Here is a 26456-nt window from a genome sequence, read left to right as displayed (position 1 = left end):
ACCTATATAATCCTGCAAAACCTATTCAATATCCGGCTGCATATGTTCAGCGATCAACTGCTGCTTGCTAGTCCAAACCTTTTCACTCAAATTCACCCGGTATACCTCTGGATTCAGCTTACGTTGATATTCCGGCCAGAATAAATCCTTTTGCTCCCGATGATAGCGGCGGACTTCATTCAAATCCGGTAAGGTATACACCTGGAATCCGTTAACGTAAATCGGTTCCAGCATTGGCAGTGCTTCATAGCGTTCAACATATTTATGCATGTATGGATGCAGCGGATTAAACAGCTTCAACCGCGCACCATTGCGTGGGGATTCCTCTTCTGGGAAGCAGATATAATCTGCAAGTGCTTTGCCATTTTTGCCGATAATCCGGAATACGTCCTTCTTACCAGGAGTGGATACTTTCTCAGGGTTGGAGGAAATTTTGATTGTCGGGATCATTTCTCCAGTAGCAGACTCAATTTCCACCAGCTTATAGACGCCACCCAAAGAGGGTTGATCTGAAGCGGTTATTAATTGTGTCCCCACGCCCCAAGTATCGATAGCTGCGCCTTGCAACTTCAGATCCATGATCGTGTTCTCATCCAAATCATTGGAAGCGACAATCTTCACATAATCTAGACCAGCATCATCCAACATTTTACGCGCTTGACGGGATAGATAAGCTAAGTCGCCGCTATCCAACCGGATCCCGACCATTTTTTTACCTTGTGCTTCAAGCTTCTTGGCTGTATTGATCGCATTAGGCACCCCACTGCGAAGTGTATCGAAGGTGTCGACTAATAGCGTAACTTCATTCGGCATCACCTTGGCATAGGCATCAAAAGCCTCCTGCTCACTGCTAAAGCTCTGAACCCAGGAATGTGCATGTGTTCCCTTCGTCGGGATACTAAACATTTTACCCGCTAGCATGTTAGAGGTTGCATCAAATCCGCCTATATAGGCCGCTCTAGCCCCCCACACCGCTGCATCAGCTTCTTGCGCACGTCGGGTACCGAACTCCAGTAAGATATCATTTGGGGCCACCTGCTTGATTCTTGAAGCCTTGGTAGCGATCAGAGTCTGGTAATTCATGAAGTTCAGAATGGCTGTCTCCACCAGCTGAGCCTCCATAATCGTCCCTTCCACACGGATTAATGGCTCATCCGGAAAAATCAACGCTCCTTCTTTCATCGAATAAACCGTTCCCTGAAAATGAAACTGTAGCAGTTCCTCCAGAAAAGCGGGAGCGTAGTTCTCTTCTTGCTCCGATAAATAACGGATATCGTCTTCGGTAAACCGCAAACCGCCGATATAACCAACAATACGCTCTAAGCCTGCGAACACGGCATAACCGTTACCAAAAGGTAGCTTACGGAAATAAGCTTCAAATACGGCTTTTCGTTTATGGCTACCATTCACCCAATGAGCGTACATCATATTGATTTGATATTTATCCGTATGTAGCGCAAGTTCTCTTCTCAAGTCCTCATCTCCTAATATCTACGCTGCTATATGTGTATGTTCTGTTATAGTATTATGCCTTAACAACGTCTGCTCCTAAACTTCCCCGGAAATGTCCTAATGCCCAAGTGTGTCCATCCTGATTGAAGCTGGCAACCGCATCTTCGTGCACAGTAATAGCAAACCCTTTGTTATATGCATCCACTGCCGTGTGCAGTACACAAATATCTGTGCAGACTCCCACCAGATGAAGTTCAGTAATGCCGCGCTCACGCAGCTTGATCTCCAGATCAGTTCCACTAAAGGCGCTATAGCGTGTTTTGTCCATCCAATAGATGGAATCCTGATTGTTCTCATACACAGATTTTAAACTTCCGAACAGCTCACGACCCACATTCCCGCGCACATTATGAGGAGGAAATAGTTTGCTCTCTGGATGGTAAGGATCATTCTCTTCATGCAAATCCACGGCCATAACGACATAATCGCCATTCTGGACAAACTCGGACGTTAATGAGCTGATTCTAGGCTCGATATCTACGGCTGGCTGACCAACCGGCAAATTTCCGTCTACAAAATCATTGGTAAAGTCAATCACAATAAGTGCTCTCATGAGATTAATCCCCTCTCCTGATTTAAGCCACTACGTATAGATGGATAACAAAGGCTCATGGTCTGTAAACATATAGAGCTGAGCTGGACGCTGAGAGTATTGATTGGAACTAAGTGCATTTCCTTCTTCGTCTCTCACTTCTTTTAATATTCCCTGGCGACTACGTGTTGAAGTGATTTTACGAATAAAATTGGGTTCCTTAAATTCCGGCACTACCGTTTGAATCACCTGATAGAGCTCACTAAGGGTAAAATGTCTAGGCAAAAACTGTCTTGCGATCGTAGTCTGAAGCATTTGCTGTTGAATACGCAAGTATGCATCCTGAATGATATCATGATGATCAAAAGCGAGCTCCAGCTCTTCAAGAGCTTCCTGCAACGTAAATAAACCTACCTCGCCAGCGTCATCCGAAGCTTGTCTTTGCTCCAGCATCCATTCTTCTACTAAGGCGAAAAAGGCATGACTAATAATCCATCCCCGTGGATCGCGACCTGGCGTGCTGTAAACACCTAGATATTCTAAATGACCACCATCAACACCGGTCTCTTCTTTTAGCTCACGAGTTGCGGCATCATAAATGGATTCATCCTCCTGACAGAACCCACCTGGGAGAGCCCACATTCCAGCGCATGGCCATTTCTTCCGTCTAATTAACATTACCTTCAGCTCACGTAAGGGAAGTGTCTTCGTGACCGTCTTACGTTCGCGTTTGGTTAGTGTAAACATTACGATGTCAGCCGGAACCCCGTCCGGTGTACGATATTTTTTGGCGTTATAGGTTAGTTCCCCATTTTCGCTCATAGTTTTGCCCCATCCTTTTCAATTTTACATTTATTCACATAATCGTAATAGGTTATGTACATTGTGAAACTTAAAGGGGCGGATCTGCATCCGCCCCCTAAACTGAGTGTGGGTTATCCGCATGTGGTCGGAGGCGCTTCGGTGCCGGCTTCCACATTTATTTTTTCCGAAACGGTATCTCTTATCACGGAAATGACAAGCTGGAGCAAATAATTGATGTCACTCTGACTCTGCTGGAATTCATTCACGACTGGAATCCCATCAATTTCATCCTGCAACGCTTCAATTTCACGCTCAATCTTGGCTACCATGTCTTTATTATTAAAGCTTTCGAAGGCAACAATCTCCTTCTGCTTTTTCTTAATCGATGCAATCAAGCCTTGCACCCGCTCGTGGTTCAGGATTTTTTGCTCAGCCTGTTGAAAATGCTTTACTTCTTCACTTGTCGAAATTAATGTAGCGAGTTCTTTCGCTTTACCCATAATATCCTCGCGTACGATCAAATCACGAGTATTATAAGTCTTCATTCCATATTTATTCAACCGTTGTTCCTCTGTACTCACTAGCCATCTCCCCATTCGTATGTGATTAATGAACAGCTGCAGCTTCCGCCACAATATCCCCTTTGATGTACCATGTTTTGGTATCAGTAATTCTTACTTTTACAAATGTGCCAATAAGATCCTTCGAACCTTCAAAATGGACCAGCTTGTTCGCACGGGAACGGCCGGAAAGGACTTCCGAGTTGTTCTTACTCTCCCCTTCTACCAGCACCTCGACGACTTCACCTAGCATACGGTCATTAATGATCCGACTGTTCTCTTTAATGAGATCATTTAGTCTTTGCAGACGTTCGCTCTTCACCGTCATAGGTACATTATCCTCCATTGCAGCTGCAGGGGTACCCTCACGAGGTGAATAAATGAACGTATATGCCATATCATACCCAACCTCGCGCACTAGGGAAAGGGTATCTTCGAATTGCTCATCCGTCTCTCCAGGGAAACCGACGATAATATCAGTACTTAATACCGCATTAGGCACACTTAGTTTGATCTTTCGTACTAATTCCAGATAAGCCTCACGCGTGTATTTGCGACTCATTTTCTTAAGTACGGCAGTACTTCCGGATTGAACCGGTAGATGGATATGCTCCACCAGGTTGCCACCTTTGCCCAGTACTTCAATCAATTTATCGTCAAAATCACGTGGATGCGATGTCATGAAGCGAATGCGCGGAATATCAATTAAACGCATGTCATCCATCAAGTCACCGAAGGTGTAATCTATGTCTGTAAAATCCTTACCGTATGCGTTTACGTTCTGCCCCAGCAAAGTCACTTCCTTAAAGCCTTGACGAGCGAGCTCTCTTACTTCAGCAATGACGTCCTCTGGCCGGCGACTACGTTCTTTCCCCCGTGTAAAAGGTACGATACAGTAGGTACAGAATTTATCACAGCCATACATAATGTTGACCCAAGCGCGCATACCTTCACGTTTCTTCGGTAAATTCTCAATAATATCGCCTTCTTTGGACCATACCTCAATGACAAGCTCTTTACTGAATACGGCTTCTTTAATGAGGTGTGGCAACCTATGGATATTATGCGTACCGAAGATCATATCTACGAATCCATGCTTAGACATAATTCGATTAACTACGCCTTCCTCCTGTGACATGCAACCACACACGCCCAGCAGAAGACCTGGCTTCTCGATCTTCAAGTTCTTAAGGTGACCCAGCTCTCCAAACACTTTATCCTCGGCATTCTCACGAATTGCACAAGTGTTAAGCAGAATGAGATCCGCATGATTCCGATCATCGACGCTTCTATAGCCCATCTGTTCCAATAGGCCCTTCATCGTTTCCGTGTCATGCTCATTCATTTGGCAGCCATAAGTCGTAATATGATAATATTTGTCTACTCCGAAATTCTGCATTTCTTCAGGAATCTCGAAATCATAATGCACTTCTATTTCTTCCTTGCCACGCCGTTTTCCTTCTTTATAATCGGGCTGGCTATTAATTTGCACATTTCTTCCTTTAATCCGGTAAGTAATCTTACCTTCTTCTTCACTAATTACCTTCGCATCGCTAAAATCAAAATATCTCGAATAATCTTTCGAACCCTTGCCGGATTTTAAGTCCGGTGAGTTATGGTTCCCCTTAGTCATGCTGTTTTCACGTCCTCTATCTAAAATATAGCTCATTGATGATTTAACCCAATATAAAATTATAGCACATTCTATAACATTACATCCATTTTAGATGTCAATCCCAATATGCACTGATTTAGGTTTATGAAGCAAAAACGCCTTTGGCGTCCCTAAAGGGACGGTAGCGTTTATGAGAGAAATATAAGGATAATGTATAGAGTGAAACATAACTTTCGTTATATTTGAAAATCAGGTCTATTTTACCACAGCGTGAGTACAGAGCATACTCTAAAAGAAATTTTAAAGGTCAATATAATAGCTAACCTAAAGTTCCCATAAAAAATACCCTGCCGACAAGTGACAGGGTCAAGTCTATTGTATTAAAGGGGGGTATGATATCTATATACGCCACAAAAACTGTAATGAAACACAGTTCTTGTCTGAATAACACTTTTTATGAAACTTGTAACATAATGACACCAGTTATATCCCTTTTGTACCAAGTTTCTTTGCTAATTCAGCAAGATCCTGTCCTTTTAGTGCACCTTCTACTAACTGTGGAAGCAGTGCAGGTGTACATGCAAAACAGGGGGTTCCATCTCGAGTCAAAGATCTCGCCACATGCTCATCATAGAAAGGTTTGCCTTCATCAGATAAAGCCAGCAAGCACATCGTTCTAACTCCAGATTCCTTCAGATGACGCATACGACGGATTAAGCCTGCCTGGTTCCCGCCTTCATACAGATCCGAGATAACGATAAACAACGTCTTCTTCGGCTGATCAATAAACTGTTCGCAATAGGCAACAGACTTTTGTATATCTGTACCGCCACCTAGCTGAATCCCGAATAACATATCAACAGGATCATTCGCACATTGCTCTGTCAGGTCTACGACCTCTGTATCAAATACAATTACTCGGGTACTTAGTGATGGGATGCTTGCAAAGATAGAACCAACTACTGAAGCCCAAATAATCGATTCTGCCATCGAACCACTCTGATCGATATCCACAATGACGGTCCATTCCTTACTGCGTCTTGCCCGATCATAATAGTAGAATCTCTCAGGGATAATCTGTTGTCGCTCTGCATCATAATGCTTCAGATTGCGTTTTATCGTACGTGTCCAGTCAATGCCGCTAAGTGAAGGCAGTGGGGAATGCTGCCTGCGATTCAGTGCACCTGTAACCGCCCGACGCAGACCCTCCTCCATTCGCTTAACAAGATCATCCACAACCGCCTTCACTAACAGGCGAGCCGTATCTTTTGTCTTCTCAGGAATCTTCCCTTTTAGTGAGAGTAGTGTACCTACTAGCTGTATATCAGGCTTCACTGTTGCCAGAACTTCCGGCTCAAACAATAATTGCTTCCAGCCCTTCCGTTCCATCGCATCATGTTGAATAACCGAAACGATATCCTCTGGGAAGAAATTGCGAACATCTCCTAACCATTTTGCCAACCGAGGTGCAGATTTTCCAGATCCTGCTCCTCTTTGTCCAGTTCCTGAAGGGTTAGTAGTGCCACTATTTACGATATCACTCGTCTCATCATAGATAGCAGCTAGCGCTTGGTCCATGATGAGTTCATCTTCGGACAGGTGAATACTTGTGTTTCCACTAGAAACCTTCAATTGCTCTTCTGCAGACTGACCAAGTATAAGCCGCCACCGAGCTACAACACTTGAATCCACTGATGTACTCATCGTCATATATCTCCAAAGTCAAAATCATTCAAATCCTCAATCATTTTCGCTTCGGCCTCCTTCAGCTCACCTGTCAGAATCTCAGCAGCCTGCTCTGTGTTCACACCCCACAATTCACCTAACAGTTCGGCAATCATCGTCTTTTCCCTTGGTTCAAAGGTGCTGAAAGCGCGCCGTAAAAACACTAACGCACGTACAAATTCTTCATCATCCAAAGAATTAATATACTCATTCAATTGCTCCCACAGACTCAAGCGAGACAACAGAACATATCGATTTCGCATAGACATCCCTTCGAACCAGCCAGCTCCAAGTTCTGCGGGTATACCTGGTGACAGTCGCCTGGATACTTCTTCTGAACATTGCAGTGCAGTCATCGCATTACGCTCCAACAAAATGGAACACGCAACTCCAGATAAACGCGGATTGCAGTCATCCCTCTCCGATAAGTGTTTCAGCTCTTGTATCCACAACAGCTCATCTACTTCCTCACTATGCTCAATAGCTGCCTGATTCAGTATGTTCATAGCTTTAAGCATCTCACCTGAAGCCTCATCGTTACATTGGCTCGCATCCAGCAAAAACAGACAAGCTCGTCTGAACAGTTGTTCCAGCAAAGGAATGAGCGGCTTTGTATCGATCCGGCGAACATCGCCATACTGAATCAGAAGGGATAACTCATTAATGGAAGCAGCAATCTGCACCACATCTCGAGTGTCAACAGCTAAACGCTGAAGCGTCTGCCGTCCTGCTTCCATCTGGTGTAACATTCCACACTCATAAGCCGTTCGAATGAGTGCTGACGCTTCCGCAATTGTACTACTGCTATCTAATTTCTGTTGCAATACATAAGCTGAAGCAATCTCAACCGTTTCCCCAAGAAGCGTAGATTCAACGACCTGGATCTCAACTTCAGGAGACCACTTCAATACCCAGTGCTCTGCCCACGTTGCGCTAGACTGACCACTTGCTCTTATGTTCACTAGATCGATCCCAAGTAATGTGAGCCTATGAAAAAGAAAGGAACGGTTTAAGTCTAAATAAGCCGCTTCCTCAGAAGACACTCTTCGATTCTCTCGGAGATCTAGTTCAAGATCATTTGCTACTGGGGTCTTATATTTCTCAAGCTTCAAGCGCTTTAATTGCCGATTCAGATCATCTTGAATCGGCGTCTGACTGATCCCCTCTGCCAGCTCACCAATAGCAGTACCGATATCTGTACGAGCAAGCGCTTCAGCGATCACGCTAAGCTCCCCACGCCCCAGCAAGGTCAGTGCCGCATCTCGCAAATCTCTTAACGTCGGTGCACTTCCACCGTGAAGGGCAGCTAATGATTCAGCTAAGCGCACAGCTTCGATAATTTCTGCTGTAGAGCGATGTGTCCCGCTATTACGCAAGTATCTAGCTACAGTAGACAGATAGTGATGTGGTAAGTCCTCAGGTGAACCGTTCATCATACGTTCCCACATCATTTGATAATAATGAGGAGCGAGGTTACCTGCGCCATAGCCAGACAAAGAAGATAATTTATAGTACGTGTAGGGCATAAGTGTTAGCTTCGTATTTAGAGAAGGAAGAGCATCTATTTCCTCATCCGACATACCAGACGCCAGATCAGCAAGCGCCGCTGCATGGTATGCTCCACATACAACAACGATCTTATCTGGTTGATGGCCAGCAGCGATTGTATCCTGAATCTGACGACGCATATAAGCTTCGCGTATAGTATTGTGTGCATATTCTATTACGTTGTTATGTCTCTCATTTTCTTCAGAAAGCTGACGCATTTGGGATGAGAAAGAAATAATTGCTTCTTGATATGCCCCCTTGTTAGTGTTGTGTTCGAAATTGCGCTCCCAGTACATATCATAATCAAGCTCACCAGCCAGCTCAGCTACTCTATCATATATAGATGCTTCTTCAGCAGCCCTTTCAACTGTATTGTTAACTTCAGATTCCTCGCTCTGTTCAGCAGAATCTCTACTTTTGGTTCGTATATCCTGTAAAGCGATGACCACTGATGAAGGTAAATCTATAAACGCTGTATAAGCTCCTTGCTGCTCCGCCCATCTCATCGCTTGATATTCGGGGGAATATACCGCAAGCGGCCATAGTGCTGTACGGACAGGAACTTCCTCCGTAAAAGCTAGAATGGCTATAGGAGGTTTGGTTGTCGTGTTGAGGATATGGCGAATTTCAGTAGTAGCATCTACTGGCCCCTCAATCAAAACAGCTGTCGGCTTTATCTCATCAAGGTAGCTTACTAGATGCTGAGCACCACCAGGAGACAAATGCCGCACGCCAAAAAAATGTACGCCTGCTCCAGTAGTTTCGCTCTCCACTAGTTCATCTCCTTACAAGCCGTATATAACCCCCGCCATTCTGTGCCACGTTTCTTCATAATATTATCGAGATACTCTCTCCAGACAAGCTGGTCCTTATCATCATCTTTCACAATAGCACCTTGCAGACCTGCGGCCAGATCCTCGTCCGTCAGTTCTCCGTTCCCGAAGCTTGCGGCCAGCGCCATACTATTCGTTAAGAGGGAGATCGCTTCAGCGGTGGAAATCACCCCAGCAGGAGACTTCACCTTCTCTTTCTTGTCCAATGTCATCCCGCTGCGCAGCTCACGGAAGATGGTTACGACCTTATGTAAAGCTTCATCTGCAGGAAGAGCAGCTTGCAAATCGTAGGACGAGGCAATTTCACGAACCCGTTTCTTCACAATCTCAACTTCTGTATATAAATCCGCAGGTGCTGGAAGGACGATAATATTAAAACGTCTCTTCAAGGCAGTAGACATGTCATTGACACCACGATCTCTCGTATTAGCTGTTGCAATGATCGAGAATCCTTTGCGCGCGCTCATTTCCTTACCTAGCTCTGGAACCGATATCGTCTTCTCCGATAAAATGGAGATCAACGCGTCCTGTACCTCCGATGCACAGCGAGAAATCTCCTCAAAACGCGCGATGCCCCCATCCTCCATTGCTCGCATGATGGGACTTTTCACTAACGCTTCCGGAGTTGGGCCTTGTGCAAGCAGCATCGCGTAGTTCCACGAATAACGGACCTGCTCTTCACTCGTACCTGCAGTACCTTGTACGACAAGTCCTGACTGCCCATATATAGCAGCTGATAAGTTCTCAGATAACCATGACTTCGCTGTACCCGGCTCACCAATTAATAGCAGAGCACGATCGGTTACCAGCGTGGCTATCGCCATCTCTATTAGTCTTTTGTTACCAATGTACTTAGGTGTAATCTCGGTACTCCCTGCTTTACCGCCAACGATAAACTTCAGTACTGATTGGGGTGACAACTGCCATCCGGCTGGAACCTTACCAGTGTCCGCTTTGCGAAGTGCTACCAACTCATGCTGATACAATCTTTCTGCGGGAAGTCTCATAATATCTTGTAATAGTTCTTGACTCATCGTTAGTTACACCTCTTCTATTGGGTTTGATGGTCCTTGCATGAGGCGAATGACATACTCAAGTTGTTCTTCTGCAACCTCACTGAATCGAGGTAGAACAGTTATTATTCGACTCGCAAAGCTTGTTGGAAGCTGACATAGCTGCTCAAACGTATACGGTTCTATTAATCGACATTCTGTATTTCTATCATCTTCCAAAGCCGCTAGGAGAGCTTCTTGCAAGCGTTGTTTACTTATCCCTGTACGTGCTAAGCCCATCAAGAGTATATTGGCAAACCGATTACGAAATTCAGGATTATCGGTCAATTTACGAAGCAAATACTGCATTGCTTTGGCATGTCCCGGCCGTGCAAAGGCACTTACCAGTTCGTATTGATCCAGCTCTACAAAAGCATCAAGCCAGCGTGAATCCCATTGAATAGCCAGTACCTCAGGCGGCTGCATTTCGACCTTATACATATATTGGATCTGGTCTACAGGTGAATTCCAAACTGCATCATAAGTTCCATGATATCGTTGGACCACAACTTCAGATATTGTACGTAGCAGTTGCTGCGCCATTGAAGAGGCATGGTTAGTTGAAGAAGGAGCATAATGCTTTAGAACTTCTACGTATTGTTCATACACTCTTTCAGGCGAAAAGAAAAGATATGCGTCTTTGAAAACATCATTAACGTATCGTCTATTGTTTCTATAGTAAACAAGATCCAGCTCAAGTGTTTGTTGTAATACATGCTTGGCTTCCATAGAGTCTATCTGTCTTAAATAGGATGTCGCTTCTTCGATCAATGAATTCCACTTTAGCTGATTCATATATAATGGATAGTGCTCGAGAACATTTAAATATAGTTTTTCTAGTTCAGGACTGCGTTTGTAAGATACAACCTGAAGATACTGGACTACCCTGTTCCATAATCCGTCTTTTTTCTTCGTATCGTCCATAATCTCCGATACAGATTGAAGCATATCAGAGAGCTCTTCAACAAGTCGTTGCGTGAGCTCATGGGCTTGACACTGTCTTAGTGCAGGTACTATCAGGTCACTGTCTTTACCAGTAAATGCTTGATGCAGCCGATTCACCGCATTTACCGAGTCGCTTTTAGCCAGTGCATTATAAGCAGCTTCGCGTATCTTTTTCTTCTTATCTGTACTCCAAGCAAGTAATTCAACTTCATATTGTCCCTGTCCTGCGAGCAGAGAAATAGCCATGGCCCGAACATCTTCTGATCCTGAATCTGCAGCTTCATAGATCAGATCCTGAACGCTATCACCACCTAATGCTGCGATCACGTACAGCTTTCTCGTCTCCACTATTCCTCCATTAGGATCAAATTGATCGATAAGGATTGGAGTAATCTGAGGGCCATAGGCTGGCAGTATCTGCTTCATCACAAGCTCAGCGATATCAACATATGGATCGTGAAGGGCAGCTAACGCGGAATGAATCATTCGAAGATCTTGGAACAATCCTGCCTCAAAAGCTTCTTTGATAATCTCGTAACGCCCTCCCCCTCGAGTCTTTAACGCCATCTGTACCGCTGACAGTTTACGATATGAGAACTGAGTAGGCAATTTTAACGGATGGACTTGCACCTCAAGCAGATCGCCATCAGGCGAAGTTGCTCCCTGTGTAAATAGTACCGAGCTAAGCAGCACATTCAGCTCCTGTAGGCTCTGAGCAGATGAAGATCCCTCGGAAGGATCCGGTTCAATGACCGCAACGATTCCCTCTCCTAATCTTTTGAATATGGGAGCACGTTCACCTAGCTGTTGAAACTGAGGCAATAGCCGCTTTAAGCGGAAATCCTCAGCAGCGAGCTCACTTCCAGCTATATACAGCCGTTTTACTTCTTGATGAAGCTCTTGTAGTAATGCTGTACTCATGGATATTCCTCCCCCCCAATATGTATAGCGCAAACCCTTATTTTTTTAATATAAGAGTCGAATCATTTCCTTCCCTTTGATAAGGGTTAAAGGTTGTGCTTTCAATCGTCCTGTATCCAGTTGGTGTTCAAACATAAGTAACATCGTCGAATCCGATAATTGATCGAATGAAAAGTATTGTAACAGCGACAGTGTATCCTGTTCGAGTGCTGCTACTTGATCTAACACTAGATGTTGGCCCGCTTCGTCCGTAATGACGAACTGATCTTGCTGAGACTTGCTAATCTTATTCACATGCAGCAACATCACAGGATTCTTGTCTGCTAGGGGATTCTTTAATTGATTTTTTATCTGCTTGAAGCTTTCGGAAAAAGAATGAGATGCTGTAGCAACAATCCACTCCATATCCTGATCGGTTAGCGGGCGCGTTGACATATTCTCAAATCGGACCCGTCGATTCCGGTCACCAGGGTAACGATATAAGGAAGGAATGACTGCAACTTCGGTAAAACTATCTTCTTCATGAATATACTTAGCTGCTTTATAAGGGCGATATTGGAGTGTGCGATGTATATCACCTGTAGACTTTTCTATCCAGTAGCCCAGGTCTACATATTCCTGTCTGGCCGCATCATCATAGCTGAGGAATGAAAGCTGGATCAGCTCTACATCCGAGCTCATCAGACCACATTCCTTAAGATCCGTTAGCTGCCAAGCATGACCAAGCCATTCTTCTATCGTAGATTCATGATTCAAAGACATATCCGGATCTTCCAGCTTCATTGTTAGATGAGCGCGCCCTTTCTTGATGAACGCATGAATTCGGGTTAGCTGCTCTATTGCTAATGAATAAGTCTTCTCACGATGGTCAGAAGAGGAGAGCAATAAAGCAAATCGCCTTAATTCAATTTGTGCACCAGTTAAGTAATAATTGCCCATCATCTTCACGTGCACCTGAATATCCTTTACACCCTTGGCATCTATTGTTCCAAGACCTGCACGTATAAGCGATTGGGTCAGTTTCTCCAGTACAGCCAAGCCCTCCAGTTGAGCGCCAATCTTTTTCTTAAGTGCAGACTTGTTCACTTTCTTGGGCTTTACATTAGCCCCCTCCGCAGCAAGCTCAGACTTTCGTTCTTCACGCTTACTCATCTTCTCTCGTTTAGCAGCAAGATCTTCAGGGATCGTTGCAGGTACGAAAGTCTCCTTGCCTACATAGGCATAGAGCAATCCGAGGACATGCTTGCAAGGAAGCTGCCTACTTGGACAAGTACAACGCATCACCGGCTTGTCAGAAACAACAAAATCAGCAGAAGGATAGTAGTTGCTACTACCGCTACCACCGCATTCACCAAATAGAACCACGCCGTCTTCCGACTGATTATATTGGACGAATCGTCTCTTCTTAACTAGTCCTTGCCCGTTCTTAATTGCTGCACTGTTCGGTGCTAGAGTATCTATGAAGACTTCTGTGATATCTATCAACCCATATCCTCCCTACCTATTATGCTTTTTAATATCTATGATAATATTAGCCCTGAATGAAAATTATTCTAAAAATAGAGCTGTAAAGAAGCGATACACTTTTCTATCCTTTAGTATAGAGTTTTTGTCGATTCAGCCGTGAATGGAATGATTTCATCTAAATCTCCACTCTGAACTTTGGCAGGCCAAGCAGGATCGCTAATCAAAGCTCTTCCAACCGCAACCAGATCAAACTCCTCACGTTCCATTCTTTCCAGTAATTCATCTATGTTATCTTCTGTCTTCTGAGCTGAGTCTTCTGCAAAAAAGTCACTGTGCAGACCGATCGAACCCACCGTAATACATGGTTTTCCCGTGATCTTCTTTGTCCAGCCTGCAAGATTAAGGTCAGATCCTGCAAATTCAGGCTGGCTGAAGCGACGAGTGGAGCAGTGGAAGATATCTACGCCAGCTTCGCTGAGTGGAGTAAGGAAGCTTTCAAGTTCACTAGCGTTCTTCGCCAACTTCTCATCATAAGCTCCTAATTTCCACTGAGAGAAGCGCAGCACGATCGGAAAATCTGGTCCAACCGCTTTGCGGCACGCTTCAATAACCTCTACTGCAAATGTAGTTCTACTCACTAAATCGCCACCGTAACGATCGGTACGTTTGTTCGTTCTTTCCCAGAAGAACTGGTCAATCAGATAACCATGTGCGCCGTGAATCTCGATACCATCAAAACCCACTTTTTTCGCATTCGCGGCCGCTTGAGCAAATGCTGAGACTAAGCTCTCAACTTCAGCTGTAGACAGTGGCTCTGTCACAGGTTCTCCTGCTAAATTCAGACCAGAAGGGCCAATAGGAAGGGCTTCAACATTAGGTCCTTCCCCTTTAGTGCGCGCCATTCCCACATGCCATAATTGCGGGATGATCTTACCGCCAGCCGAGTGAACCTCTTCTACAACCTGCATCCAGCCCTCTAATGCTGCATCTTCATGTATATTGGGAATATTGGCGTGGCTGACTGCCGAAGGATGGTTAATGGCTGTACCCTCGGTAACGATCAATCCTACCCCACCCTCTGCCCGTCTACGGTAATATGCGGCAACATTGCTTCCTGGTACACCATCCGGCGAGTACACCCGTGTCATCGGTGCCATGACGATTCGGTTCGTCAGTGAAAGATTCCCCACTTGAAAAGGTGAAAATAATAGCTCTGTATTCATACATTTTACCTCCAATAGATTATTTGATTACTTTAAGTAAGGCTTAATTATCTACCCAGAAGATGGAAAATGCAACTTACTGGTTATCACAATAATCAAAAAAAACACGCCTGACGTCGTCCTTTGAGGTAGAGTTACAAGCTGAGTACATCCGTAATTCCATACTCGTATCCATATACACCTTCGTAGTAAAGTTCCGCTTACGGACCGTATGGCCTTTATTCCGATGAAATGAGCACATATATTACGGACAGATCGTATTCCTCTTATTCCCTAATAACAAGCCCATTCCGAGTGATTCAGGGCGGATAACGGCGCTAGCTCGTTTACGTTATCGGCGGCACATTGTATTCGGTTTTTCGCATTCATTTGGCATGTTTACATTACCATCGGCACATTGTATTCGGTTTTTCGCATATATTCGGCGCGTTTACGTTACCGTCGGCACATTGTATTCGGTTTTTCGCATACATTTGGCTCGTTTACGTTGCCGGCGGCACATTGTATTCGGTTTTTCGCATACATTCGGCTCGTTTACGTTATCCACGGCACAATGTGTTCGGTTTTTCGCATACATTTGGCTCATTTACGTTACCGGCGGCACATTGTATTCGGTTTTTCGCGTACATTTGTCCGTAAGCTCGACTAAACTACGAAGTCCCTATAACAGCTGAAGACCGTGCATTTCCATGAATCCATGAAAGTGATCTTTTAGAATTTGACAGATGACTCCTCGTTTTTTCCATGTTTCCTGCTTCTTCACCCTCTGTCTTCGGAGTTATCCACATTTTTTTGTATTGTATAATTTCCTAAACAACAAAAAAAACCGGACCTCGCAAAATCTGCGAATGCCCGGTTTTTATCACATTAACAATTTCTTAAACTTCAAGAATCCCAGCTTTAGGTGTTACTCCGAACGCTTTTGCTAAATCCGACAGCTGCTGATCCGTAATCTTTTGTTTAATTTCTCTTCCACCGATGAGGTTGTAGATCGTAGCAGCCTTTTCTACAGTCTCAACTAGACCAAAGGTAGCATCCATGGTGGAGCCTGTGCCGAAAATCCCGTGCTGCGGCCAGATCACTAGGCGGTGATCCTTCATTTTCTTAGCGGTTTCGCGGCCAATTTCACTGCTGCCAGGAACAATCCAAGGAATGACACTAACGCCATCCGGGAAAACAACAAGGCATTCTGTGCACATTTCCCAAAGTGTCTTCGTAAACTTCAATTCGTCCAGATCATGCGTGAAGGTCATCGCGATAACATTCGTAGCATGTGTATGCAGCACGATACGGTGCGTAGGGTCCACCTTTAAACGCTCAATATGGCTCATGAAATGGGAAGCCAATTCACTTGTAGGTACAGCGCCGTTCCGCAATCCCCATAACACTTCTACGCTTTCACCATTGTCACTAACACGAAGCACACCGAGGTTGGCTTCTGGGTCTTTGATCACATTTCTGAAATACTTGCCAGAACCTGTTACGATGAAATATTTGCCGGCTAATTCTTTTACAGGGAAGGTAAGTTTAATGGTACGTAGTGGTTCCAGAACGTTAATATATTTAGCAACCTCATTCTCATCCAGCAGATAGCTGACATTACCGCCATTCAGCTCATCCCAGCCAAGCTCCCACATATGACGAGTAATCTCCGACATTTCCTGAATAAATGGAGCCTCACTACTAGCAATATACCCTTTGGATTCTAATACAGATGTACTCATTGTCAATCTCTCCTTTGTATATGTTTCTCTCCACATCCACTCTCTATCTTGCAGACAGAACTTCCTTTTCATATTGCTTCACGTCAGCTAACCATTGCTCACGAACAGGAGTATCTTGTGAAGCACAGTAATAATCCCAGATTGCTCCAAATGGATACGATTTGAATTCCTCCACCAACGCTAAGCGTGTGGTGTAATCTCCAGATCCTTCGATTCGTTTAAGCTCTTCAATCGGCTCCAGCATCGCCCGTAGCAGTGCCTTTATGGTATTGCGTGTACCTATCACCCATGCGGCGATATGATTAATACTGCCATCGAAGAAGTCCAGTCCAATATTCGTACGGGAGAGCAGATCCCCACGGACCAATTCACGTGCGATTTCCAGCAGCTCATCGTCCATTGTTACAACGTGATCACTGTCCCAACGGACAGGTCTACTTACATGTAGTAACAGTTGCTCACTAAACATAAGAATCGAAGATAGCTTATTCGAGATTACTTCAGTAGGATGGAAATGTCCGGCATCCAAACAGATGGTTTTGCCGCGAGTTAAGCCATAGCCCATATAGAACTCATGAGATCCAACCACATAACTCTCAGAACCGATTCCGAACAATTTACTTTCTACAGCATCAATATTATAAAGAGGGTCAATTTCCTCACTAAAAATTTCATCCAGCGACTCCATTAACCGCACTCTTGGAGCTAAACGATCAACTGGTGTATCTTTATATCCGTCTGGTACCCAAAAGTTAGTTACGCAAGGTTGACCCAGCTCCTTACCAAAATGTTCGGCAATGGTGCGTGAGGCCTTACAGTGCTTAATCCAGAAATTACGAATCTCCTCGTCCGAATGACTGAGCGTAAAACCGTCTGCTGCTTTAGGATGCGAGAAACACGTTGGATTAAAATCAAGACCCAGTCCCTGCTCATTCGCCCAGTCTACCCAAGATTGAAAGTGGCGTGGCTCTAATTCATCTAAGTCTACTTCTTCATCTGTATCTGCATAGATAGCATGTAAATTAACCTTGTGCTTGCCAGGAATAAGGGACAATGCCTTTTCTAAATCCTGACGCAATTGATCTGGCGTGCCAGCTCGGCCGGGATAACTTCCCGTTACCGCTATTCCTCCACTTAATTCTTTATCTTTAAAAAGAAACCCCTGTACATCATCCCCCTGCCAGCAATGAAGAGAAATTTTAATTTGTGCGAGTTGCTCCAGTACTTTCTCTACATCAATTCCGTGAGTTGCGTATAGTTTTTTGGCTTCGTTATAGCTATTGATAATACTTTGATCCATGCTGTTTATCCTCCTAAAATAAGGCAACGTCTATTTCGCTTAGATAAGCTCTTTTACTTGGACACTTAAAGATCTTTCCAGCGACTTAGAATGTTGTCAAAATGCGTGATCGTCTGCGGAAAATAGGATGTAATCTCAAAAGATTGTTCGATAATGGCTCTTGCCTCAATTATGTCTGCAATGGAACCTGTGCTAATCATCTGCACCACTATATTTCCAAGAGCAGTCGCTTCCGTTGGGCCAGCCTTCACTTCTCTGCCAATCGCGTTAGCTGTTAGTTGGCATAAAAGGCGATTGTTCGCGCCTCCGCCGACAATTTGCAGTCCCTCGATCTGACTTTCTGTCAGCTCCTCCAGCTCTTGCAAGTAAGTAAGATATGATAACGCCAAGCTGTCAAAAATACAGCGTGCGAGCTGTCCAGGTGTCTCAGGAATGGGCTGCCCACTCTCTGCACAGGCATTGCGAATTTCATCGATCATATTTGTCGGATTGAGGAATCTTGGAGCATTGCAAGGGATCAGGCTGCGGAATCCTTCTTCAACCTGTGCAAGCTCAGCTAGCTCCGCAAAGCTATAACGATCGTTCAGTAATCTGCGAACCTCTTGGATGAGCCAAAGACCCATTACATTTTTAAGAAATCTATAGGTGCCGTATGCGCCCCACTCATTGGTGTAGTTAGCCTGCATAGCTTTCATTGTATTTAGAGGCTCTGTTCTTTCGACACCGAGTAAAGACCAAGTACCACTACTGATATAAGCTGAACCTTCTTTGAGAGGAGCGCCCAGCACTGCAGAAGCCGTATCATGTGTTGCTACACAGATCAGTTGGCATTCGGGAAGATCATATTGCTGTAATAGTGATTTATCGAGGGTACCAAGGACGGTTCCCGGTTCAGTCAATGTAGCAAACTGTTCTCTCTTAATATTCAAAAAAGATAACAAGTCAGCATCGAATTCCTGAGTGTCAAGATTCAACAGTTGTGTTGTAGATGCGTTAGTAACCTCATTGATTGTGTGGCCAGTCAATCTATAATACAGATAATCGGGTACGAGTAGGATTTGATCCGCTTTGGCTAATTCCTCGTCACTATGAGCATATAATTGATACAAAGTATTGAAGGATAACTGCTGAATGCCTGTCTTTTCATAAATCGATTGTGGTGAAAATTGCTTAGCTACCTCTTCCATCAATAGATCGGTTCTACGATCACGATAAGCGTAAACTTCCTGGATACGATGCCCTTCAGCATCCAAGAGTACATAATCTACAGCCCATGTATCTATACCTAATGTACATGCTGGAATTCCTAGAGCCTTGGCTTTTTGAAGCCCAATAATAATCTGTTCGAATAAATAATCGATGTCCCAGAAACAGGAACCCTCTTGTTCTGAAAAACTATTGTTAAACCGATGAAGCTCCTCTAAGGAAAGAATGCCTTCTTGCAGTGTTCCGCGCACCAGCCGCCCACTTGAGGCACCGATGTCAACGGCGATGTGATTATTCATAGAGAATCTCCTAAGGTGAGGGATGATTTATAGTATTTTTTTGAATAATGTAATGACTTCTTCTTTAGTTGGAATAAACGGATTACCTGGTGCGCAAGCGTCCTTCATTGAATTCTCTGCTAAGAGATCAAGATCGACCTCATCTACTCCTAGCTCGGATAATTTAGCTGGAATTCCTACTTCTTTAGACAACGCCTTGATTGACTCGATTACGAAGTCTGCGCATTGCTTATCCGTTTGGTTATCTACATTCAGTCCAATAGCTTTGGCAATAGCTCTGAATTTCTCAGGCACATATTTAGCATTCTCTTCTTCCACATAAGGTAGCAACATTGCATTACATACGCCGTGCGGCAGATCATATACACCACCAAGCTGATGCGCCATCGCATGCACGTATCCAAGCCCAGCATTATTAAAGGCCAATCCACCTAGGAATATCGCATACACCATTTGCTCACGAGCCTCAATATCATGACCATTCTTTACGGTACGAGCCAAGTTAGCAAAAATAATCTCCACTGCGGCTAGCGCGGTAGCATCGGTTACCGGATAAGCTCCCGGAGTCACCAGTGCTTCAATTGCATGAGTCAGCGCATCCATTCCTGTCGCTGCCGTAAGCGCAGCAGGTTTATCTATCATTAGCTCTGGATCATTAACTGAGATCGTAGCAATGCTGTTCTTGTCCACCATTACCATCTTCACTTTGCGTTCTTCGTCTGTGATTACATAGTTAATAGTTACTTCAGCTGAAGTACCAGCGGTGGTATTCACAGCGACGATCGGCAGCGCTTTATGCTGCGATTTGTGTACACCTTCATACTCTTTGATATGTCCGCCGTTCGTAGCGATGATACCAATGGCTTTAGCTGTATCCTGTGGAGAACCGCCCCCGATGGAAATCAGATAGTCGCAATTCTGTGCTTTGAGGTAATCCACGCCATCATGAACATTTTTACAGGTCGGATTGGGTTTCACTTCATCATAGATCGCATATTCAATGCCCGCTTCGTCCAATACCGCCAGCAATTTACCAGCAATCCCACTTTTCATAAGGAATTTGTCTGTGACTACAAGAGCTTTCTTTAAATTCAGTTCTTGAATATATGGACCAATTTCTTTCAAGCATCCTTTGCCCATAATATTGGTCGACGGTACGTAATACACATGTGTGCTCATTTCTTGACCAGCCTCCTAATAAGTTCATTAATTAAAACCATAATCAATTACTTTTCTCTGAAAGCTAAAGCGTTGTATTCCGTCTGCAGCGCCTCAGGCTGGCCTCTGAATAGCAGCTGGGCCGGCTCTGGCATCTCCCTAAAATGACTAATCGCTAAGGGTTTTCTTTCCTCCTTCATCGTATGCCTTCAAATCTTTGTTGTCAACAATTTAAATATTATTTATGTTGTTTTTGTTTGTTTTATATCTGTTTTGTGAATATTATTGGGAAATACAGATGTTTTCACGTTGTTTTTATTGCAAAACACAGATATTTAGCGCTATGATTGTAAAATATAGCTTCGGAAAGGTGATTCCTATGCTTGCAGCCGAAAGACGCAAAAAAATAATAGATCTTGTACATCAGGATAAACGAGTACTGGTCTCTGACCTAAGTAAAATGTTTGAAGTTACCGAAGAAACAATACGTAGAGATTTGGAGAAACTGGAGAAGGACGGCATTCTAAGTCGCACCTATGGTGGTGCTATGCTGAATCGTCACACGAATGAGGATTTACCCTTTGTTACACGTAATGCACTGAATACAGATATTAAACGGGGGATCGCCCTGAAGGCGCTCGATTTAATCAGTGACGGAGATACATTAATGGTAGATCCAAGCTCTACTGCTTTTGAATTTTTAAAACTGCTTGGCAACAAAAACAATCTGACGATTATTACGAACTCCATTAATATTTTGCATGAGTTCTCGAATTCGGGGATGGATATCATCTCAACAGGTGGTTCGCTACGTTACCGCTCCATGTCACTCGTTGGGCCTGTAGCTCATGACACCATACAAAGATACAATGTGGACACTGCTGTAATCAGTTGTAAAGGGATTGATATGGAGCGGGGCATTACAGATTCCAACGAACCGGAGTGTGAGCTTAAGAAATACATGCTGCGTCAAGCGAATAAGGTCGTGCTTCTAGCGGATCACACTAAATTCGATAAGACAGCATTTACGAAGCTGATAGAGCTTGGCCATATCGACTTTTTGATCACAGACCGTCAGCCTTCTGAAGCTTGGCTGAAACGTCTGAACAAAGAGAATATTGAAGTTATCTATTAACAGAGGGTAAGAACACAATGAATAATAAAAAATGCCGTTCCCCAGCGAGCTATGGGTGACGGCATTTGTTCAAGTCGTCTGTATCACTTATCTACAACAGGCAAAAACCCTGAGAGATCCGAGACTCTCATTCTCGTTGTTTCAAGGTATTTGGGCGTTCAATCAGTGATTTTATCTTAGCTGGTAATATCCACTCTATCGACTGTAACGAATGTTGCTGATGAGCTCGCATTCTTCGTACCGGTTACCCGCACCTTTAACGTATGCGTCCCATTGGCTAAGGTTGGGCTCGTGTACAATAGTACATTGTCAGCTCGACTAGCAGCATAGGTATCAATCAGCGTCTCCGTACCACCATCGATTGAAACTGCTGCGATGCCAACATTCGGTGCTTTAGCACCATACCATTGAATCTTGGTACCCGAAAATTTAACTTCGAAATAGTTGTTCGTCGTATTGGAATAGTGATTATCAGCCTGGAATGCTCCGGATTGACTGGCGTAATACCCCCAACTGTCTACATAGTTAAACTGATTGTTACTTATACCCGTTGTATTGTCGTTGATTGGTGTTACAGTTGGAGCTATTGGGTTATAAGAAATGCTGTAATTATCATTGTCTGTCAATCTCATTTTCACCGTATTGCTGTATCCCGATGGTATAGTAATGGAGGTTGTGTAGTTACCCCAATCCAGATCATTATAGCCCCATTGATTATTCATCATCATCGCAATACTATTGCTTGCTCCACCTACTGGTGCAAACGCATCTACGACTACATATCCACTCTTCACAACGACTTTAATCGTGTGTGAACCATTCGACAGTCCTGAGATGTTATATAGTACTTGTTGATGGCTTTTACTAGCGGCATAAAGATCGATATTGGATTGATTCAGCGTTCCGTCGATATACACATCAATCGTTCCCAAGTTATTATTCTTCGGTCCGATAAAGCTGACCCCTGTTCCTGTAAAAGTATATTGTGCATAGGCGCCTACTACATTGCTGTATTTCTCAGTACCACTATAATCCCCTGGATCATTATAATTGGTCCATGATCCGCTGTAGGTAATGGCGGAATCGCGTTCATCGATCCAATGCTTATTGATTTCCATTCTAACTGCGGCTGTACCATCTGATTCCGCTCGCAAACGATTATCCGAACCGGACATGATAGCTGAAGCAAAATGGATATATTCCTTCTGGCTCCTGAAATCATTTGTGCCGCGACCGCCAAAGTCATTACTCCCATACAAGAAGAAATTCTTCTCATCTTGAGACCATGACCATGTTGGCTTCACACGATAGGTATCTTGATTGCCATTCGTCTTATTCGCAACTCCTGTATTTCTTCCAATATCATCAGATGGATAGACGGACCATAAGCCTTTTCGATCCCAGCTCAATTTGTCGATAGCGCCCGAAACATCATAGATGACACCCGTCTCTTTCGCACCGGGGATCGGGTTCGTGATCGTATAACCGGTCGTTACAAGTCCTGCACCATCAATATTTACCGTAAAGGTTGCACCCATCGTGCCATACGAGCCAGCAATATTAATCACTGCCTGATTCCCTTGCACTGACTGACTAATACTCGACAACGTCCAAGCCGGTAGTGATACAGGAGCTAAATTAATTCTTGGACCACCAACGATAATCGTACTATCGTTATATGTTCCGCTTGTTATTTGGCCCGTTGTCTTGTCAAATACAATACTGAAGTTCGTGCCTGTGATCGTAATCGTCGATGCTGCTTCAGCCACCGTAGGAGCTGGACCTTGAACTGAAGGGAATGACTTTATCGGAATACCCACTGGCAAATTAAACTCATCAATATATTTGGAGCCTACGTGAGCTTGAATATTCACAATGTCCCCATACTGCCAATTTCGTGCTGGAATAACAAGTGTACCATTACTGTGCGGAGCGATATTCAAGTTCGTTATCGCACCTGAATCCGTTCCTACATACCATGTAAATGTCACTTCAGTGAAGTTGGTATGATCGAACCAGTTTTTGATAGGAATATTCAGCGGATTTCCACTGCCTGGATTTGCGACAGGTACATCGTTGATCCGAACTGGCGAATATGCCTTTTTCGTTAACCAAAACTCTGGCTTATCTCTACGCCAGCCATCAATTAGTCCCCAGTCTCCATACCCTCCAACCCAATTGTTTACAGGTGATTGGAAGACTTCATCCGGTGACGCCCATATCGCACCCCCAAGGGATCCGTTCGTGTTGAACATGTTCTCCCAGAACCTCTTGATACTCTCTCCCCAGAAGTTTCTGATGTTAGGATCTCGTTTCTGTGAATCTATATTATAGGCATTTACATGGGTAACTTCATCTGCAAGTGTAGGCTGCGTGGAGGATGGCGCCATATTGGCGTTATATGCAGGATAATGGATACTATTTATATCTGATGCAGTATTGGCCCAACTTACGATTGTAAGGCGCGTAGGATCTTCCTCTTTTACATAATCAAGCTCTTTCTGAAAATTAATTCCCCAAGCAGTTTCATTCCCTAATGACCACATTATAATGGAGGGATGGGATAAATCCTTCTCGATCATCTCGGCAAACTGATTCATGTAATTAGCCGTATAGTTAGCGTCAGCAACAGAATTGGGATTGACATTCCACTCCCCGCCTTGCCATACAACAGCTGTTTCTTCCTCGACATAAATACCGTATTTATCAGTGGCATCCAGGAAGGCATCAGATCGTGGGTAATGCGAGGTTCGGATAAAATTAATGTTACCCTCCGCAAATTTTGCCACAGTGGTATCATCCAGCTCATCTGTCGTTGCACGCCCAAGAAGAGGTTCAACATCATGGACATTAACGCCTCTAAGCTTAATTTCATTCCCGTTCACGAACACCTTATTTCCACTCTTCACTACTTTTCTGAACCCAATGTTCTTCGAAATCGTCTGTACTGTAGAACCTCCGACATTTAAATTAGCTGTTAACGTGTAGAGATTCGGGTGTTCTGCATCCCATTTCTGTGGTGCAGCGATAGGAATGCTCACTTCGCCCTCTAATGTAGAAGTGGACAGTTGAATAGTATTAGGACTCATCGCAACATCGTTTCCTTGCGGATCCTTCAAATAAAGTTGAAGTGTTGCGTCTGTCGCATCGGCCAAGTACACCGCACCAGTCACATTTAATGTAGCATTAGTATATGTTGCATCAAAATCTGTCGTTGCATGAACTCTAGTAACATAGCTTTCAGGTAAAGCGATCAGCTTGACGTTCCTTAGAATGCCACCAATGTTATGCTTCGCATATTGATTTTCATTGGAAATATCATCGGATTTACTCGTCACACCAACCGTGATCCATGCTGGCTGTCCCGGCGTAACATAAGGCGTAATATCAGCGTCCCAAGCTGTAAATCCCCCTGTATGATCTCGAACATAATTCCCATTTACCCAGACCCGCGCATAGCTATAAACGCCTTCGAATTTCAGGATGACTTTTTTCCCACTAAAATCTGCTGGTATATCCACCTGCTTCTTGTACGGGTATTCCACATCCTGCGCGATATTAAAATTTTGCATAAAAGCCTCACCAGGTACTTGAATATCACTCCATGAGGAAGGATCAACGGAGTCCTGCCAGAAATCTGCTGGTGTCGTCATATTAAATTTCCATGTCCCATTTAAGCTGATTACAGGATTAGCTACATTAGTTACCGAGGTCGGTATCGGGACAATCTCTGGTCTTGACCAGCCAGCATTTGCTTCAGCCGATGGAGTTGAGAGCTGCATAAGATATGTAAACAGTAACGTAGCAACTAAACCAATACTCATTATTTTCTTCGTCTTCATTAACATCCTCCCTTATATTTAGTGAAAAAACTTAACTTCAACCTCAAATCTCGCGGTTCGCATCAAATAAAATCAAAATACAAGTTATCACCTCCCATAAGAATGATGAGGTTCATAGATGCCTGCTATAAACAAAGAATTTAATATGACTACATAGGTGAGTAATATTTCGAGGAGATCAAACAGTTGAAGTGATCCATTTAAAGAAAAAAAGGGGAAACCCCCTTTCGCTCTAACCTTTTATACCAGAAGATAAAATCCCCTCAATAATGTACCGTTGCAGAGCGAAGAACAAGATGACAACTGGTAGGATGGCGATAACAGAACCTGCCATTACCATTTGGAATTCCGCAGAATGTTCGCTCATAAAGCTAACAATCCCAAGTTGCAGCACCCACAGCTCTTTATCGTTAGTGACAATCAATGGCCAGACATAATTGTTCCAGTTCCAGATGAATACGAGAATCCCTACCGTTGTAAAGATCGGTTTCGAGGTCGGGATAATAAGTCTAAAAAAAATGCTAGTATACCCGAGTCCATCAATACGCCCCGCTTCTTCTAACTCTTTCGGGAAATTCATATAGAATTGTCGGAGTAAGAAGATAGAGAACGGATGCGCAATAGCGATAACAATAATCCCCCACAGATTGTTGATTAGTCCAAGCTGACGAATAATCATAAACAATGGAATCATGAAGGTAGCGAATGGAATCATCATCGAGCCGAGAACGAACAGGAATACCACATTGCGGCCTGGAAACTTCAATCTTGAGAGCGCATAGGCTGCCATAGAATTGACGAGTAGCGATAACACAACAATCATGATCGTAACAAACGTCGTATTGCGCAAATAAATTTCAAAGTGGAATGTTTTAAACAAGGCCGTAAAGTTCTCGAAGTGGAATGTCTCAGGAATAAATCTTGGTGGATACTGATTGAAATCATCTAATGACTTTAATGAACCGGATACCATCCATAACAAGGGAATGAGCGAAACAATCGTATACACAAGAGCAGTTATATGCATGAAGGGATGTCTTTTTTTCATCATTATC

Annotated in this window: 19 protein-coding genes; 1 reads left to right on the top strand and 18 read right to left on the bottom strand. The window is 43.9% G+C overall.

What is annotated here, in order from left to right; all coding sequences use genetic code 11:
- Positions 1 to 21: 21 nt before the first annotated feature.
- The 16 genes from NSS67_RS16360 to NSS67_RS16285 form a co-directional block, all read right to left on the bottom strand.
- Positions 22 to 1473, bottom strand: a complete 1452-nt coding sequence (locus NSS67_RS16360; RefSeq protein WP_339314307.1) for a nicotinate phosphoribosyltransferase — start codon at positions 1471 to 1473, stop codon at positions 22 to 24.
- A gap of 52 nt (positions 1474 to 1525) precedes the next feature.
- On the bottom strand, positions 1526 to 2065 hold the full coding sequence (locus tag NSS67_RS16355) for an isochorismatase family cysteine hydrolase (protein ID WP_339314305.1): 540 nt from the start codon (positions 2063 to 2065) through the stop codon (positions 1526 to 1528).
- A 30-nt stretch (positions 2066 to 2095) separates the two neighbouring features.
- Positions 2096 to 2866 (bottom strand): NUDIX domain-containing protein, encoded by a 771-nt coding sequence (locus NSS67_RS16350; RefSeq protein WP_339314303.1) that lies wholly within the window; start codon positions 2864 to 2866, stop codon positions 2096 to 2098.
- A gap of 113 nt (positions 2867 to 2979) precedes the next feature.
- The gene (locus NSS67_RS16345) at positions 2980 to 3429 is read right to left on the bottom strand and encodes a YlbF family regulator (RefSeq protein WP_339320617.1); all 450 of its coding nucleotides are present in this window, start codon (positions 3427 to 3429) and stop codon (positions 2980 to 2982) included.
- Between the two features lie 25 nt (positions 3430 to 3454).
- The gene (gene miaB, locus NSS67_RS16340; protein WP_339314301.1) at positions 3455 to 5041 is read right to left on the bottom strand and encodes a tRNA (N6-isopentenyl adenosine(37)-C2)-methylthiotransferase MiaB; all 1587 of its coding nucleotides are present in this window, start codon (positions 5039 to 5041) and stop codon (positions 3455 to 3457) included.
- 465 nt (positions 5042 to 5506) lie between these two features.
- A complete protein-coding gene (locus NSS67_RS16335) occupies positions 5507 to 6727 on the bottom strand; it encodes a VWA domain-containing protein (protein WP_339314299.1) in 1221 nt (406 codons plus the stop codon).
- A gap of 2 nt (positions 6728 to 6729) precedes the next feature.
- Positions 6730 to 9069, bottom strand: coding sequence for a DUF5682 family protein (locus NSS67_RS16330; RefSeq protein ID WP_339314297.1), 2340 nt, complete (start codon positions 9067 to 9069; stop codon positions 6730 to 6732).
- The gene (locus NSS67_RS16325) at positions 9069 to 10163 is read right to left on the bottom strand and encodes an AAA family ATPase (RefSeq protein ID WP_339314295.1); all 1095 of its coding nucleotides are present in this window, start codon (positions 10161 to 10163) and stop codon (positions 9069 to 9071) included. Before NSS67_RS16325 ends, NSS67_RS16330 begins: the two co-directional genes overlap by 1 nt.
- Positions 10164 to 10169: 6 nt before the next feature.
- Positions 10170 to 12047, bottom strand: coding sequence for a HEAT repeat domain-containing protein (locus NSS67_RS16320; protein ID WP_339314293.1), 1878 nt, complete (start codon positions 12045 to 12047; stop codon positions 10170 to 10172).
- Positions 12048 to 12092: 45 nt separating this feature from the next.
- Positions 12093 to 13532, bottom strand: coding sequence for an SWIM zinc finger family protein (locus NSS67_RS16315; protein WP_339314292.1), 1440 nt, complete (start codon positions 13530 to 13532; stop codon positions 12093 to 12095).
- Positions 13533 to 13642: 110 nt separating this feature from the next.
- On the bottom strand, positions 13643 to 14737 hold the full coding sequence (locus NSS67_RS16310; RefSeq protein ID WP_339314290.1) for an NADH:flavin oxidoreductase: 1095 nt from the start codon (positions 14735 to 14737) through the stop codon (positions 13643 to 13645).
- Positions 14738 to 15615: 878 nt separating this feature from the next.
- Entirely contained in the window at positions 15616 to 16461 is an 846-nt protein-coding gene (rhaD, locus tag NSS67_RS16305; protein WP_339314288.1) for a rhamnulose-1-phosphate aldolase, read from the bottom strand.
- A gap of 43 nt (positions 16462 to 16504) precedes the next feature.
- Positions 16505 to 17761, bottom strand: a complete 1257-nt coding sequence (gene rhaA / locus NSS67_RS16300) for an L-rhamnose isomerase (RefSeq protein ID WP_339314286.1) — start codon at positions 17759 to 17761, stop codon at positions 16505 to 16507.
- Between the two features lie 65 nt (positions 17762 to 17826).
- Positions 17827 to 19266 (bottom strand): rhamnulokinase, encoded by a 1440-nt coding sequence (rhaB, locus tag NSS67_RS16295; protein ID WP_339314284.1) that lies wholly within the window; start codon positions 19264 to 19266, stop codon positions 17827 to 17829.
- 27 nt (positions 19267 to 19293) lie between these two features.
- The gene (locus NSS67_RS16290) at positions 19294 to 20445 is read right to left on the bottom strand and encodes an iron-containing alcohol dehydrogenase (RefSeq protein ID WP_339314282.1); all 1152 of its coding nucleotides are present in this window, start codon (positions 20443 to 20445) and stop codon (positions 19294 to 19296) included.
- 47 nt (positions 20446 to 20492) lie between these two features.
- Complete coding sequence (locus tag NSS67_RS16285; protein WP_339314280.1) at positions 20493 to 20624, bottom strand: hypothetical protein; 132 nt, start codon at positions 20622 to 20624, stop codon at positions 20493 to 20495.
- Positions 20625 to 20803: 179 nt separating this feature from the next.
- On the opposite strand from NSS67_RS16285, the gene NSS67_RS16280 reads away from it, so the two are divergent.
- Positions 20804 to 21559, top strand: coding sequence for a DeoR/GlpR family DNA-binding transcription regulator (locus NSS67_RS16280; RefSeq protein WP_339320616.1), 756 nt, complete (start codon positions 20804 to 20806; stop codon positions 21557 to 21559).
- Between the two features lie 176 nt (positions 21560 to 21735).
- On the opposite strand, the gene NSS67_RS16275 is transcribed toward NSS67_RS16280, so the two are convergent.
- Both NSS67_RS16275 and NSS67_RS16270 read right to left on the bottom strand, forming a co-directional pair.
- The gene (locus NSS67_RS16275; protein WP_339314278.1) at positions 21736 to 25401 is read right to left on the bottom strand and encodes a glycoside hydrolase family 2 TIM barrel-domain containing protein; all 3666 of its coding nucleotides are present in this window, start codon (positions 25399 to 25401) and stop codon (positions 21736 to 21738) included.
- Between the two features lie 232 nt (positions 25402 to 25633).
- The gene (locus NSS67_RS16270) at positions 25634 to 26452 is read right to left on the bottom strand and encodes a carbohydrate ABC transporter permease (protein WP_339314276.1); all 819 of its coding nucleotides are present in this window, start codon (positions 26450 to 26452) and stop codon (positions 25634 to 25636) included.
- Positions 26453 to 26456: the final 4 nt, after the last annotated feature.

This window comes from Paenibacillus sp. FSL R10-2734 (genome assembly GCF_037963865.1).
Taxonomy (GTDB): Bacteria; Bacillota; Bacilli; order Paenibacillales; family Paenibacillaceae; genus Paenibacillus_AQ.
The sequence above is the reverse complement of the archived record's forward strand: the minus strand, read 5'-3'. Positions and strand labels throughout refer to the sequence as shown.

Bases quoted from the DNA above. Each gene is read 5' to 3' on its own strand.
- NSS67_RS16355 (WP_339314305.1), bottom strand. From the start codon at position 2,065: ATGAGAGCACTTATTGTGATTGACTTTACCAATGATTTTGTAGACGGA.
- NSS67_RS16350 (WP_339314303.1), bottom strand. From the start codon at position 2,866: ATGAGCGAAAATGGGGAACTAACCTATAACGCCAAAAAATATCGTACA.
- miaB (WP_339314301.1), bottom strand. From the start codon at position 5,041: ATGACTAAGGGGAACCATAACTCACCGGACTTAAAATCCGGCAAGGGT.
- NSS67_RS16335 (WP_339314299.1), bottom strand. From the start codon at position 6,727: ATGAGTACATCAGTGGATTCAAGTGTTGTAGCTCGGTGGCGGCTTATA.
- NSS67_RS16325 (WP_339314295.1), bottom strand. From the start codon at position 10,163: ATGAGTCAAGAACTATTACAAGATATTATGAGACTTCCCGCAGAAAGA.
- NSS67_RS16320 (WP_339314293.1), bottom strand. From the start codon at position 12,047: ATGAGTACAGCATTACTACAAGAGCTTCATCAAGAAGTAAAACGGCTG.
- NSS67_RS16310 (WP_339314290.1), bottom strand. From the start codon at position 14,737: ATGAATACAGAGCTATTATTTTCACCTTTTCAAGTGGGGAATCTTTCA.
- rhaD (WP_339314288.1), bottom strand. From the start codon at position 16,461: ATGAGTACATCTGTATTAGAATCCAAAGGGTATATTGCTAGTAGTGAG.
- rhaA (WP_339314286.1), bottom strand. From the start codon at position 17,761: ATGGATCAAAGTATTATCAATAGCTATAACGAAGCCAAAAAACTATAC.
- rhaB (WP_339314284.1), bottom strand. From the start codon at position 19,266: ATGAATAATCACATCGCCGTTGACATCGGTGCCTCAAGTGGGCGGCTG.
- NSS67_RS16290 (WP_339314282.1), bottom strand. From the start codon at position 20,445: ATGAGCACACATGTGTATTACGTACCGTCGACCAATATTATGGGCAAA.
- NSS67_RS16285 (WP_339314280.1), bottom strand. From the start codon at position 20,624: ATGAAGGAGGAAAGAAAACCCTTAGCGATTAGTCATTTTAGGGAGATG.
- NSS67_RS16280 (WP_339320616.1), top strand. From the start codon at position 20,804: ATGCTTGCAGCCGAAAGACGCAAAAAAATAATAGATCTTGTACATCAG.
- NSS67_RS16275 (WP_339314278.1), bottom strand. From the start codon at position 25,401: ATGAAGACGAAGAAAATAATGAGTATTGGTTTAGTTGCTACGTTACTG.
- NSS67_RS16270 (WP_339314276.1), bottom strand. From the start codon at position 26,452: ATGATGAAAAAAAGACATCCCTTCATGCATATAACTGCTCTTGTGTAT.